This is a genomic window from Pseudomonas sp. SJZ103 (assembly GCF_007828335.1).
In the GTDB taxonomy this organism is placed as follows: Bacteria; Pseudomonadota; Gammaproteobacteria; order Pseudomonadales; family Pseudomonadaceae; genus Aquipseudomonas.
Window position 1 is genome coordinate 156,586 of record NZ_VIUN01000006.1, and the last position, 12,663, is coordinate 169,248.

13 protein-coding genes are annotated in these 12,663 nt (G+C 59.9%); 8 read left to right on the top strand and 5 right to left on the bottom strand.

What is annotated here, in order from left to right; translation table 11 throughout:
- Positions 1-3 precede the first annotated feature (3 nt).
- Together FBY10_RS15665 and FBY10_RS15670 are read left to right on the top strand one after the other, a co-directional pair.
- Entirely contained in the window at positions 4-1,230 is a 1,227-nt protein-coding gene (locus FBY10_RS15665) for an ATP-grasp domain-containing protein (protein ID WP_256663497.1), read from the top strand.
- 4 nt (positions 1,231-1,234) lie between these two features.
- Positions 1,235-1,912, top strand: coding sequence for a phenylalanine--tRNA ligase beta subunit-related protein (locus FBY10_RS15670; protein ID WP_131698640.1), 678 nt, complete (start codon positions 1,235-1,237; stop codon positions 1,910-1,912).
- A 38-nt stretch (positions 1,913-1,950) separates the two neighbouring features.
- On the opposite strand, the gene FBY10_RS15675 is transcribed toward FBY10_RS15670, so the two are convergent.
- From FBY10_RS15675 to FBY10_RS15690, 4 genes are all read right to left on the bottom strand, one after another.
- On the bottom strand, positions 1,951-2,367 hold the full coding sequence (locus FBY10_RS15675) for an Lrp/AsnC family transcriptional regulator (protein WP_027603763.1): 417 nt from the start codon (positions 2,365-2,367) through the stop codon (positions 1,951-1,953).
- Between the two features lie 68 nt (positions 2,368-2,435).
- Positions 2,436-3,311 carry a carboxylate/amino acid/amine transporter gene (locus tag FBY10_RS15680; RefSeq protein ID WP_131698641.1) on the bottom strand — a complete coding sequence of 292 codons (876 nt, stop codon included), beginning with the start codon at positions 3,309-3,311 and terminating at the stop codon, positions 2,436-2,438.
- 203 nt (positions 3,312-3,514) lie between these two features.
- Positions 3,515-4,114 carry an FMN-dependent NADH-azoreductase gene (locus FBY10_RS15685; RefSeq protein ID WP_145336997.1) on the bottom strand — a complete coding sequence of 200 codons (600 nt, stop codon included), beginning with the start codon at positions 4,112-4,114 and terminating at the stop codon, positions 3,515-3,517.
- A 151-nt stretch (positions 4,115-4,265) separates the two neighbouring features.
- Entirely contained in the window at positions 4,266-4,580 is a 315-nt protein-coding gene (locus tag FBY10_RS15690; protein WP_131698643.1) for a 3-phosphoglycerate kinase, read from the bottom strand.
- Positions 4,581-4,629: 49 nt separating this feature from the next.
- Here FBY10_RS15690 and FBY10_RS15695 point away from each other — a divergent pair, with 49 nt between their 5' ends.
- The 5 genes from FBY10_RS15695 (at position 4,630) to aqpZ (ending at position 9,780) form a co-directional block, all read left to right on the top strand.
- Positions 4,630-5,553, top strand: coding sequence for a LysR family transcriptional regulator (locus FBY10_RS15695; RefSeq protein WP_065946860.1), 924 nt, complete (start codon positions 4,630-4,632; stop codon positions 5,551-5,553).
- 14 nt (positions 5,554-5,567) lie between these two features.
- Positions 5,568-6,371: an alpha/beta fold hydrolase gene (locus FBY10_RS15700; RefSeq protein WP_145336998.1), complete on the top strand. Its 804-nt coding sequence runs from the start codon at positions 5,568-5,570 to the stop codon at positions 6,369-6,371.
- A gap of 3 nt (positions 6,372-6,374) precedes the next feature.
- Entirely contained in the window at positions 6,375-6,938 is a 564-nt protein-coding gene (locus FBY10_RS15705) for a peptidylprolyl isomerase (protein ID WP_032879982.1), read from the top strand.
- A gap of 82 nt (positions 6,939-7,020) precedes the next feature.
- On the top strand, positions 7,021-8,853 hold the full coding sequence (locus tag FBY10_RS15710) for an ABC transporter ATP-binding protein (RefSeq protein WP_145336999.1): 1,833 nt from the start codon (positions 7,021-7,023) through the stop codon (positions 8,851-8,853).
- A 225-nt stretch (positions 8,854-9,078) separates the two neighbouring features.
- Positions 9,079-9,780 (top strand): aquaporin Z, encoded by a 702-nt coding sequence (gene aqpZ, locus FBY10_RS15715; RefSeq protein WP_145337000.1) that lies wholly within the window; start codon positions 9,079-9,081, stop codon positions 9,778-9,780.
- Between the two features lie 59 nt (positions 9,781-9,839).
- On the opposite strand, the gene FBY10_RS15720 is transcribed toward aqpZ, so the two are convergent.
- The gene (locus FBY10_RS15720) at positions 9,840-10,964 is read right to left on the bottom strand and encodes a GNAT family N-acetyltransferase (RefSeq protein WP_145337001.1); all 1,125 of its coding nucleotides are present in this window, start codon (positions 10,962-10,964) and stop codon (positions 9,840-9,842) included.
- A gap of 283 nt (positions 10,965-11,247) precedes the next feature.
- On the opposite strand from FBY10_RS15720, the gene FBY10_RS15725 reads away from it, so the two are divergent.
- Complete coding sequence (locus tag FBY10_RS15725) at positions 11,248-12,591, top strand: putative porin (protein ID WP_131698649.1); 1,344 nt, start codon at positions 11,248-11,250, stop codon at positions 12,589-12,591.
- The last annotated feature ends 72 nt before the right edge of the window (positions 12,592-12,663 follow it).

The window sequence follows — 12,663 nt, forward strand, 5'->3', positions numbered from 1 at the left end:
GGAATGCACGACGTGAAAACCGTACTGATCGTTGACCCGTTCTCCACGGGCAAACTCTACGCGCCCTTGCTCAATGCGCAGGGCATACGGTGCATCGCCGTGATCTCCACACGCGCCTTGCCTGAACACTTCACCAACGACCTGATCACAGAAAACTTCCATGAGGTGTATGCCTGGGAAGAGAGCCTGTTGATCACCCTGGAAACCTTGTCACCGAGCGCCGTGATCGCCGGTTGCGAAACCGCGATCTACCTCACGGACTACCTGACGGAGCTGCTCGACATCCCAGGCAACAGCCGTATCACCAGCGACCTGCGGCGCAACAAGTTCTCCATGCAGCAGGCGCTGAAAAAATACCAGTTGGCTCACATCGATTCGCACCTGCTGAGCTCACCGAGCCGCATCGGTGAAGTGCTGGCCAAACTCGACGAGGCGGCCACCTATGTGGTCAAGCCGCTGAACTCGGCCGCCACCGAAGGGGTGGTGTTTGCCCGGGGCAAGCGCGAAGTGGAGACCGCCTTGAAAAACGCGGCCTGGCAGCAGAAAAACGACCTGGGCGAAGTCAACCTCGGTTTTATCGTGCAGTCGTTCGTCGCGGGACCGGAGTACGTGGTGGATATGGTCGCCTTTGACGGCACCTACATCGTTGCCAGCGTCTGCAAGTACACCAAGATCCAAAAGAACGGCAGCATGTTTGTCTACGAAAGCCTCGACACCCTCGACCCTCGGGCTGCAGAACTGCACCCGCTGACCGATTACGCCCGCCAGGCGGCAGCGGCCCTAGGCGTGCGGGTGGGGCCGATTCACATGGAAATCATCTGGTCTGAGGCCGGGCCGGTGATGATCGAGGCCGGCGGTCGCTTGCACGGGGGCATCGCGCCCCTGCTGTTCCAGCAGGTGTATCACCCCGACTTGCTGTCACTGTCGATCGACAGTTACCTCGGCCACCCACGCCCCCAGGCCGATGCGGTCAGCCAGATCAGCCATGGCCGGATCGGTTTCTTCTGCTCCGATGAACGCCATACCTTCGATCTTCCCTCACCCCAGGCCATACAAAGCGCCCAGGCAGACGAGGCCTATTGCGGGCACCGTTATTTCATCAGCGCCGGCGATACCACGCCGGTCACGATCGACTTCGCCACCTGTCCGGGGCTGTTCTGGCTGCAAAGTCCTTCGGCGCAGCAACTGGACGTCAGTACCGTCAACCTGCGAAAAACACTGTGGGGCTAAGGTTATGAAAAGTCGTTTGATCATCAGAAAGTCAGCCTGTGAGCTGGGCATCAATAATGCGTGCGCCGCCGTTATCGAAGACATCACCGTCTCGGATGACCAGAGCTTCGTCGGGGTACTGCAAAGTAACCTGAACCACGTGGCCTCGCGCCTTAACGAGCTGGACTCGAACGTCGTGTACGAAGGGTTTGCCAGGCAGCTCAAAAAACTCGGCTACGAAAATACCGTCAGTGCCAACGAAAAGCTGCTGCGACGCTTCATCGCCAAAGGCGTGTATCCCATCAACAACATCGTCGACGCCTATAACGCGGTCGCGATCCGGCATGGGGTCAGCATTGGCGTGCACACCTATCATCAGAAGGACGACATCTACGTGATGCGCTCGGATAAGCCGAGGGTGCTACGCCCACTGTTCGCCAAGAAGGCCATCACGATTCCCGTTGGCGATATCGTCTATACCTGCGGTGATGTGCCGTTGGCGAGCATCGGCAAGGTGGATGCCGATGCCCATGACTTCCGGCTGACGAAAGACTCGTCGAGGTTGTTGGTGGTGATCCTGGGGCATGACGACACATCGTTCCAATTCAACCAGGCGGTCATCGAAGAACTCGTGGACACCCTGCGTCAGAAAATGCCGAACCTGAGCCATCATTTTCTTGAAACCGTTCGCGATCACGCCTGAAGCATAGGTCCAGCAGATAGGGCTATTGTGGCCGGCGCCTAACGCCAGGCCTTCAGCACGGGATTGACCACGACTTCTTTCACATGCTCGATCTTCAGCAGGCTGTCCTTGAAGACCATCAGTTCTTCAAAACTCCTGTACCGAACGTCGAGCATCATGTCCACGTCGCCAAACAGTGAATAGGCATGCACCACCTGGCTGAACTGCTGGATCTTCGGAAACACCAGATGGCAATTGCTGCCATTGAGCGTCAGCATCAAGAACGCCGCTTGCAGGGTCTCATCGCCCTCCGCGACGTTGATGGTGAAGCCCAGGATGATGCCTTTTTCAATCAGCTTTTGAACGCGCGACTCCACGGCGGTTCGAGACTTGTGAACTTGCCGCGCCAATTGCGCAAGGCTGACTCGGGAGTCATCCTTCAAGGCTGCAATGATCAGTTCATCAATCTTGTCCACTCTGCCGCCCCCACACTGTTCTTTTCGATAGCAGACTTTCATTGCCGCTCACGCATGCCCATGGCCCATTACGTCGCAGACTGTACGCCAGGCGCGGGCTTTACGCCCAATCGACTTATCCACACCGCCCCCAGAATCACCAAACCACCCAAGGCCAGGCGGCCCAGCGGCTCATGCTGGTTCCAGATCAGCAGGTTCAGCAACAATCCTACCGGCACATGCAGGTTGTTCATCACCGCCAGGGTTCCGCCATGCACCAGGCAGGCGCCCTTGTTCCACCAGTAAATGCCCAGGGCAGTGCTGACCAGCCCGAGGAACAGCAGGACACCCCATTGCAGTGGCGCTTGCGGCAAGAAGTCAGCCTTGCCGAACAACAGGAATGCCGGCAGCACCACCAGTAACGCGCCGAGGTAGAAGTAACCGAAGCGCCGGTAGTGCGGCAGGTTGCTCGGGTAGCGTGCCACCAGGTGCTTGTACATCACTTGCCCCGCGGCGTAGGTGAAGTTAGCCAGTTGCAGCAGCAAGAAACCCATCAGGAAGTGCGAGGTGATCTGGTCGAAGCGAATCACCGCCGCCCCCGCTACTGCCACCAGAGCAGCAACCAGTGCCCACGGGTTGAAGCGCCGGTTGAGTGCGTCTTCGATCAGGGTCACGTGCAACGGCGTGAGGATGGTGAACAGCAGCACCTCCGGCACCGTGAGTACACGAAAGCTCAGGTACAGGCACACATAGGTCACGCCAAACTGCAGCGCGCCGATCACCAGCAGGCCGCGCATAAAGGCAGGTTCGACCGAGCGCCAGCGGGTCAGCGGGATAAATACCAGCCCGGCCAGCACTACACGCACCAGCACCGCGAAGTAGCTGTCGACGTGACCGGCGAGGTATTCGCCGATCAAGCTGAAGGAAAATGCCTGAATCAGGGTGACAACCAGTAGATAGCCCATGTACGCCTCGCATCGAATGGGCGGGACATTAAAGGTTTTCGGCGATTGAAGAAACTCGAGGCAAAAAAAACCCGACCTCGCTAAAGCGGCAGTCGGGCAGGAGCACTCAGGAGCAACAAGTGCAAAGGGAGGTTCGTTACGCGTACTTGAAGGGTTTGCGTGGCACTAGATAAACACCGTGCGATTATCTGACGATTAAAGGATCAAGCGACCTGGGCCAACAGCGCCTTGGCGTGGTTGATGCCCTTTTCCTGAAAGTCGCCACTCAGGTTCACCCCTTCGGCGTGAATGAACGTGACGTCGTGGATGCCGATAAAAGCCATGACCTGGCGCAGGTAGGGTTCCTGGTGATCGGAAGTGGCGCCGGTGTGAATACCGCCGCGAGCGGTCAACACAATGGCACGCTTGCCGTTCAACAAACCTTGCGGTCCGGTGGGGGTGTACTTGAAGGTCACACCCGCCCGTAACACGTGATCCAGCCAGGCCTTGAGGGTGCTGGGGATGGCGAAGTTGTACATCGGCGCAGCCATCACCAGCACGTCGGCGGCCAGCAGTTCGTCGGTCAATTCGTTGGAGCGGTCGAGGGAGGCCTGTTCGTTACCGTTGCGCTGATCCGCCGGTTTCATCCAGCCGCCGAGCAGGTTGGCGTCCAGGTGCGGAATCGGGTTGAGCGCCACGTCACGCACAGTGATCCGATCCGTCGGGTGGGCGGCCTGCCATTGGCTGATGAACTGCTGGGTCAGTTGACGGGAGATCGAATCCTGCTGGCGGGCACTGCTTTCGATGATCAGGACATTGGACATGGCTTCGTAGGCTCCATCTGTAATTGCTGTAAGTCGATGCAGTGGAGATTAGACAGAGCCAATTCGATAAAAAAGCGCAAAAAACTGCTATAACCCATCTATAAATTTGTTTATAAGCGGAGTATTCCTGTGGACATGCTCCGCTGCCGCTTTATTTTGGCGTGCAGGCCAACGCGATACGCATCTTGATAATGGCGCGGTTGAACTTGACCGTGGTGTTGGTGCTTTTTCCCGCCGGCACCGAAACCGTGCGGCGACGTGGAGATTCCGGACCGTTGGTGAACGTTACCGAACACACGGCGTCCTGGGTGCCGTAGTTATTCAGCTGGATCGAGCTGATATCGCCGTCCACGTCGGAGGCGGTGTAATCGATGCTCACGCCGTCGATCTTTTTCGTCACGTCGATGGGGTAGGCAAACGCGCTCATCGGCAGCAGCGTCAGCAACACACAACAGAATTTTCTCATTCGGCAGTCTCCAATAGGGACCGCCAGCTTAGGACAAGAGGAACACATCTTGAAAGCGCCCCGCGTTACCCTCGATCAATGGCGCACGCTGCAAGCCGTCGTCGACCACGGCGGCTTCGCCCAGGCAGCGGAAGCGCTGCACCGTTCGCAGTCCTCGGTGAGCTACACCGTGGCCCGTATGCAAGACCAACTCGGCGTGCCGCTGCTGCGCATCGACGGGCGCAAGGCGGTACTCACCGACGCCGGTGAAGTGCTGCTGCGCCGCTCCCGGCAACTGGTGAAAAACGCCAGCCAGCTGGAAGACCTCGCCCACCATATGGAACAGGGCTGGGAAGCCGAAGTGCGGCTGGTCGTCGATGCGGCCTACCCCAACGCGCGCCTGGTGCGCGCGCTCACCGCGTTCATGCCGCAGAGCCGTGGTTGCCGGGTGCGCTTGCGTGAAGAGGTGCTGTCCGGCGTCGAAGAGCTGTTGATGGAAGGCGTGGCCGACCTGGCGATTTGCGGCTTCAGCATCCCCGGCTACCTGGGCACCGAAATGAGCGACGTGGAGTTCGTCGCCGTGGCCCACCCCGAGCACGCCTTGCACCGCATGAATCGCGAGCTGAGCTTCCAGGACCTGGAAAGTCAGATGCAGGTGGTGATCCGCGACTCCGGCCGCCAGCAACCCCGGGATGTGGGCTGGCTCGGCGCTGAGCAACGCTGGACCGTCGGCAGTCTCGCCACCGCCGCCGCCTTTGTCGGCAGCGGCCTGGGCTTTGCCTGGCTGCCACGGCACATGATCGAGCGCGAACTCGCCGAAGGTGTGCTCAAGCAGCTACCCTTGGAACAGGGCGGCAGCCGCCACCCTACGTTCTACCTGTATTCAAACAAGGACAAACCCTTGGGGCCGGCAACGCAAATCCTGGTGGAGCTGCTGCGCACCTTTGACACCGCCCCTCTGGACGCGCCTTTCGCCGCCCCCCAGCAAGCCTGAAACGGAGTTCATGCATGGCCTGGTTCGACCATGAAGGCTGCAGCCTGCACTACGAGGAATATGGCCACGGCACGCCGCTGATCCTGATCCACGGCCTGGGCTCCAGCAGCCAGGATTGGGAGCTGCAGGTGCCGGTACTGGCTCGCCACTACCGCCTGATCGTGGTGGATGTGCGCGGCCATGGGCGCTCCGACAAACCTCGGGAGCGCTACAGCATCGAAGGGTTCACCTACGACCTGATTGCGCTGATCGAACACCTGGACCTGCCGCCTGCCCATGTGGTGGGCTTGTCCATGGGCGGCATGATCGCGTTCCAACTGGCGGTTGACGAACCTGGCCGGGTCAAGAGCCTGTGCATCGTCAACAGCGCGCCGCAGGTGAAGGTGCGCACAGCCCAGGAATACGGGTGGTGGGCCAAGCGCTGGACGCTCGCCCGTGTACTTAGCCTGGCCACCATCGGCAAGGCACTCGGTGCCCGCCTCTTCCCCAAGCCGGATCAGGCCGACCTGCGCCGCAAGATGGCCGAACGCTGGGCAAAAAACGACAAACGTGCTTATCTCGCCAGCTTCGATGCGATTGTGGGCTGGGGCGTACAGGAACGACTTTCGAGGATTACCTGTCCAACCCTAGTCATCAGCGCCGACCATGACTACACCCCCGTGGCCCAGAAAGAAAACTATGTAAAACTGCTGCCCGATGCGCGACTGGTGGTGATTGAAGATTCCCGCCATGCCACGCCCTTGGACCAACCCGAAGTCTTTAATACCACCCTGCTCGATTTTCTAAAGACAGTCGAAACCACTACCCAGGATCACTGACCCATGCTGAAAAAAATCGCCTTCTTTGCCGGTTCCGTTCTGTTCGCTGCCAACCTGATGGCCGCCGAGCCTGCCAAGGCGCCACACGTATTGATCTCCACCACCAACGGCGACATTGAAATCGAACTGGACCCGGTCAAGGCGCCGATCAGTACCAAGAACTTCCTGGCCTATGTCGACAAAGGCTTCTACACCAACACGATTTTCCACCGCGTGATCCCGGGCTTCATGGTCCAGGGTGGCGGGTTCACCCAGCAGATGTCGCAAAAGCCGACCGAAGCGCCGATCAAGAACGAAGCCAGCAACGGCCTGCATAACGTACGTGGCACCCTGTCCATGGCACGCACCAATGACCCGAACTCGGCCACCAGCCAGTTCTTCATCAACGTGGCTGACAACGCCTTCCTCGACCCGGGTCGCGATGCCGGTTATGCCGTGTTCGCCAAAGTGGTCAAGGGCATGGATGTGGTCGACATCATCGTCAACTCCCAGACCACCACCAAACAAGGCATGCAAAACGTGCCAATCGATCCTGTCCTGATCAAGTCGGCCAAGCGCATCGACTGAGGTCTGCAGGTAGCTCCGCGCGCGGCCCACAAGGCTGCGCGCGCATTTGAAAGGAGAGCCCGCCAGGCGGGCGTCAACCCCAATGCTCTATCGTCGTTTTGAACAACTGATCGATATTTTCCGCGACGCACCCAGCGCCGCCCCTCCCGACAAAGTCCTGCCCTTCTACCTCTACTACCTGCGCCAGGTGTGGCCCTGTTTTGCCGCACTGCTGGTGGTGGGCCTGGTCGGTGCGCTGATCGAAGTCGCGCTGTTCAGCTACCTGAGCCGTATCATCGACCTGGCCCAGGGCACACCGCCCGCTGACTTCTTCCAGATCCACAGCACCGAGCTGATCTGGATGGCCGTGGTCGCCTTGCTGCTGCGCCCGATTTTCAATGGCCTGCATGACCTGCTGGTGCACCAGACCATCAACCCCGGCATGACCAGCCTGATTCGCTGGCAGAACCACAGCTACGTGCTCAAGCAGAGCCTGAATTTCTTCCAGAACGATTTCGCCGGGCGCATTGCCCAGCGCATCATGCAAACCGGCAACTCCTTGCGTGACTCTGCGGTGGCAACGGCGGAGGCGATCTGGCATGTATCGATCTACGCCATCACCTCCCTGGTGCTGTTTGCCGAGGCCGATTGGCGACTGATGATTCCGTTGATCACCTGGATCATCTGTTACTGCCTGGCATTGCGTTACTTCGTGCCGCGGGTCAAGGAGCGTTCGGTCATTTCTTCCGAAGCACGTTCCAAACTCATGGGGCGCATCGTCGACGGCTACACTAACATCACCACCTTGAAGCTGTTCGCCCATACGCAGAATGAGCAGGAATACGCCAAGGAAGCGATCATTGAGCAAACCGAAAAAACCCAGCTGGCGGCCCGCGTACTGACCAGCATGGATGCGGTCATCACCGTCCTCAACGGCCTGCTGATCGTCACCACCACCGGCCTCGCCTTGTGGCTGTGGACGCAGTCGCTGATTTCAGTAGGCGCCATCGCCTTGGCGACCGGCCTGGTGATTCGCATCGTCAACATGTCCGGCTGGATCATGTGGGTGGTCAACGGTATTTTCGAAAATATCGGCATCGTGCAGGACGGCCTCAAGACCATCGCCCAACCCCTGGCCGTGGTCGACCGCGACAATGCCCCGCGCCTGACAGTGCCCCATGGCGAAGTACGCTTCGAGCAGGTGGATTTCCACTACGGCAAGAAGAGCGGGATCATTGGCGGCCTGAACCTGAACATCCAGGCCGGTGAAAAGATCGGCCTGATCGGCCCGTCCGGCGCGGGCAAGTCGACCCTGGTCAACCTGCTGCTGCGCCTCTACGACCTGCAAGGCGGACGTATCCTGATCGACGGCCAGAACATCGCCGAGGTGGCCCAGGAAACCCTGCGTGAACAGATCGGCATGATCACCCAGGACACCTCGCTGCTGCACCGCTCGATCCGCGACAACCTGCTGTACGGCAAGCCGGACGCCACCGACGAACAACTCTGGGCGGCCGTGCACAAGGCGCGTGCCGACGAGTTCATCCCGCTGCTGTCGGACTCGGAAGACCGCACCGGGCTGGACGCCCACGTGGGCGAACGCGGGGTGAAACTCTCCGGTGGGCAGCGTCAACGTATCGCTATCGCCCGTGTACTGCTCAAGGACGCGCCGATCCTGATCATGGACGAAGCCACTTCGGCGCTGGACTCGGAAGTGGAAGCGGCGATCCAGGAAAGCCTGGAAACCCTGATGCAAGGCAAGACGGTGATTGCGATTGCGCACCGGTTGTCGACCATCGCGCGGATGGACCGCCTGGTGGTGCTGGAGAAAGGCCAGATTGCCGAGACGGGTAGCCATGCCGAACTGCTGGCCCATGGCGGGTTGTATGCGCGGTTGTGGCAGCACCAGACCGGGGGGTTTGTCGGCATCGACTGAAGCAAATGTGGGAGGGGGCTTGCTCCCGATATCGGTGGGTCAGTCACCCAATTTTGCGACTGACACTCCGCCATCGGGGGCAAGCCCCCTCCCACATTGGTGGCCTGGATTTGTGTAAAAACCGTGCTGTACTCAGTGCAGTGCCCAGACGGGCGCTGAAGTAAATCTGCAGGGAGCATCACTGATTTACTGATTGGGTAGAGCGATCTATCAAGGACGTGTTGCATGTCTTTGTTCAAGCGTTCAGTCACAGAGGGGTTAGGTACGTTTTGGCTGGTGTTGGGCGGTTGCGGGAGTGCGGTGTTGGCCGCCGCGTTTCCCGCCGTCGGGATCGGATTGTTGGGCGTGGCCCTGGCGTTCGGGCTCACGGTGCTGACCATGGCGGTGGCTATCGGGCACATCAGCGGTTGTCACCTCAACCCGGCGGTATCGGTGGGGCTGGTGGTGGGCGGGAGGTTTCCGGCCAGGGAGTTACCGGCGTACATCGTGGCCCAAGTGATCGGCGGGGTAGTCGCCGCCGCATTGTTGTACTTCATCGCCAGCGGCAGGCCGGGCTTTGAACTGGCCGGTGGGCTGGCCTCCAATGGCTATGGCGAGCATTCGCCGGGCGGCTATTCAATGGCAGCGGGGTTGGTCTGTGAGCTGGTGATGACAGCCATGTTCGTGCTGATCATCCTGGGCGCCACCGACCACCGTGCCCCGAAGGGCCTCGCGCCCATCGCCATTGGCCTGGCCCTCACCTTGATCCACCTGATCTCCATCCCCGTGACCAACACCTCGGTCAACCCGGCCCGCAGTACCGGCCCGGCATTGATCGTGGGCGGGTGGGCGATCCAGCAGTTGTGGATGTTCTGGCTCGCGCCGATCCTCGGTGCGGTGGTGGGCGGTGTTGTCTATCGATGGCTGGGCAAGGAGGAGCCGGCCTGAAACGCAACCCCCTACGGATTTGTGCGGTGTTGGATAAGACGGTATCTACGGAGGGCGGCTTATACGTGTCGATAAGGCAGTGCCGCCCTCGCCTCTTCGGCATACGCCGCAATCCCCACCCGCTCGCGCTCGAGGAAATCCTCCACGGCATTCTTCAACCCGGGATGACGCAGGTAGTGCCAGGACCGGGTGATCACCGGTTCAAACCCGCGAATCAATTTGTGCTCACCCTGGGCACCGGCGTCGAAGCGTTGCAGGCCGTGGGCGATGGCGTAATCCATGCCCTGGTAGAAGCAGGTTTCGAAATGCAGCCGGTCGAACTCCGCCAGGCAGCCCCAGTAACGGCCATAGAAGCTGTCGCCACCGATCAGGCTGAAGGCCATGGCCACCGGGCGGGTGCCTTGCTTGGCCAGCACCACTCGGATCGCCTCGGGCATGCGTTCGGCCAGCAGGCTGAAAAATTCGCGGGTCAGGTACGGTGACTGGCGACGTACTGCGTAGGTATTGGCGTAGCAGGCGTAGACAAAATCCCACTGCGCCTCGCTCAACTCGTGGCCCTGCAACCATTCGAAGTCGATGCCCTGCCCCGCCACCTGTTCGCGTTCCTTGCGCATCTGTTTGCGCTTGCGGGAACTGAGGGCGTCGAGAAAATCCTGGAAGTCACGGTAACCGCGGTTCTGCCAATGAAACTGGCAACCCAGGCGCTGCAGCCAGCCCGGCTGCTGGGCTAACGCGTCATCGGCCAAGCCGTCGGTGAAGTTGATATGGGCGCTGGAGAGCCCTTCGATTTCCAGGTAGCCCGGCAGGCTCTTCAGCAGTTCGAAACCATCGTCGGCGCTGGCAGCCAACAGGCGAGGACCGCTGACCGGGCTGAACGGCACGGCCGTCAACAGCTTGGGGTAATAGTCGATGCCGGCGCGCTCACAGGCATCCGCCCAACCATGGTCGAACACATACTCACCATAGGAATGCCACTTGCGATAACAGGGCAATGCCGCCACCAGTCGATCACCCTCCCAGTGCAACAAATGCTCAGGTTGCCAGCCCGAATGCGGTCCGACGCTCCCGCTGTCTTCCAGCGCGCTCAGGAAGGCATGCCTCACGAACGGTTGGGCCTGCGGCACCAGGGCATCCCAGGTATCCGGGGCTATTTCGGACAGGCTCAGCAGGCGTTGCAGCGGCATCGGCATCCTCACTACTTCAGGGCGTGAAAGCCTCGCGAGTATCGCTTATCGCCGGTCCGGGCACACCCCCAAATCGCCCGACAAGGCTCTAAATCAATAGTTCCATTCTTAAATAATTTGTCATCTACATGACATCACTTCGCCACTGCGCCGTCATAAACGATCGTGATACTGACGCCTGTTTTTAGAGCGCCTGGTTCTAGCAGGTGGTTATTTTTCCGTCCGTCATCGGTCGGTCGTGTCCTGGATGGTTTGCCATCCCTCCTCACTTTCGGAGATTGATATGCGTCTTGCTTCCACTAAAACTGCGGCGGTCCTGTGCGGTGGCCTGTTACTGGCCCTGAGCGTTCCGGCCAGCGCTGCAGTCGACGCTAAATTGCTCGACATGCTCAAGGCCAACGGCCAGATCACCGCTTCGCAGTACACCGAACTGCAAAACGAGTTGGCCAAAGACCAGAAAGAACAGCAGATCGCACGGCAAGCTCAACAAGAGACCAACGAACAGATCGCGGCCACCGCGAAGAAAACCAACGAGCTGAGCAGCTTCGACCAGAAGCTGGCCTGGGCCGCCAAGACTCAGTTCAAGGGTGATGTGCGCATGCGTCACGAGACCATCAAGGTCGAAGGCGAAAATGGCGTCACCCGCGCTGGCGTCACCGGCCGTGACAAGGACCGCGAACGGATCCGCGCGCGCCTCGGCGCCTACACCGAAATCAACCGACAGGTGGACACCGGTATTCGTATCGCCACCGGCGGCGGCAGCGATGCGCGCTCCACCAACCAGGACCTGGACGGCTATTTCGATAAAAAATCGATCTGGCTGGACCTCGGCTACATCGACTACCACCCCGACCAGATCAAAAACCTGCACATCATTGGCGGCAAAATGCTGCAGCCCTGGGTCAACATGGGCGATGTGATCTGGGATAGCGACATCAACCCGGAAGGCCTGGCAGTCACCTACAAGTATCCGCTGGGCGGCAACGCCGAGCTGTTCGGTAGCCTGGGCAACTACAACCTCAAGGACAACGTGGACGGTGACGGCGTGCAGTACCGCCATGACCTGCGCCTGACCACCGGCCAGTTGGGGACTCGTTTCTCGGTGACCGACAACCTGAGAATGACCCTGGGCGGCAGCGTCTACGCCTACCAGAACGATGAAGACAGCCGTGCCTCCGGCAGCAGTACCCCGAACGTGCTGGCAACCAACGGTAACACCCCCAACGGCGAGTTCCGCCTGTATGAAGGCTTCGGTCAAGTCGATATCGGCGGCCTGGCGGTCCCCCTGTCGTTGTACGGTCAGTATGTGAAAAACAACGACGCTGTCGACGATGCGGACACTGCCTGGTTGCTGGGTGCCAAGTCCCAGGTGTTCGGTTTCAACCTGGACTACAACTACCGCGACGTGCAGAAAAACGCCGTGGTGGGTGCCTTCACCGATTCGGACTTCGGCGGCGGCTTCACCGGTTCCCGTGGTCACAAGTTCAAAGTCGGCTATGACATCGACAAGAACTTCGCCGTCGGCGCGACCTACTTCCTGACCAAGACCGACACCTACAGCCGTACGCTCGTGAACGGTAGCGCCAAAGCCAACACCTTCCAGCTGGATGCAGAAGCCAAGTTCTAAAGAGAAGTGTTCAAAACCCCGGGCAAGGACGCCCGAGGTGGCTGCAACAGTCTCGCATGGGTGGATCGATCC

Excerpts from the sequence above, each read along its gene's own strand:
- FBY10_RS15665 (WP_256663497.1), top strand. The coding sequence starts at position 4 with ATGCACGACGTGAAAACCGTACTGATCGTTGACCCGTTCTCCACGGGC.
- FBY10_RS15670 (WP_131698640.1), top strand. The coding sequence starts at position 1,235 with ATGAAAAGTCGTTTGATCATCAGAAAGTCAGCCTGTGAGCTGGGCATC.
- FBY10_RS15680 (WP_131698641.1), bottom strand. The coding sequence starts at position 3,311 with ATGGGCTATCTACTGGTTGTCACCCTGATTCAGGCATTTTCCTTCAGC.
- FBY10_RS15685 (WP_145336997.1), bottom strand. The coding sequence starts at position 4,114 with ATGTCCAATGTCCTGATCATCGAAAGCAGTGCCCGCCAGCAGGATTCG.
- FBY10_RS15690 (WP_131698643.1), bottom strand. The coding sequence starts at position 4,580 with ATGAGAAAATTCTGTTGTGTGTTGCTGACGCTGCTGCCGATGAGCGCG.
- FBY10_RS15700 (WP_145336998.1), top strand. The coding sequence starts at position 5,568 with ATGGCCTGGTTCGACCATGAAGGCTGCAGCCTGCACTACGAGGAATAT.
- FBY10_RS15705 (WP_032879982.1), top strand. The coding sequence starts at position 6,375 with ATGCTGAAAAAAATCGCCTTCTTTGCCGGTTCCGTTCTGTTCGCTGCC.
- FBY10_RS15710 (WP_145336999.1), top strand. The coding sequence starts at position 7,021 with ATGCTCTATCGTCGTTTTGAACAACTGATCGATATTTTCCGCGACGCA.
- aqpZ (WP_145337000.1), top strand. The coding sequence starts at position 9,079 with ATGTCTTTGTTCAAGCGTTCAGTCACAGAGGGGTTAGGTACGTTTTGG.
- FBY10_RS15720 (WP_145337001.1), bottom strand. The coding sequence starts at position 10,964 with ATGCCGCTGCAACGCCTGCTGAGCCTGTCCGAAATAGCCCCGGATACC.
- FBY10_RS15725 (WP_131698649.1), top strand. The coding sequence starts at position 11,248 with ATGCGTCTTGCTTCCACTAAAACTGCGGCGGTCCTGTGCGGTGGCCTG.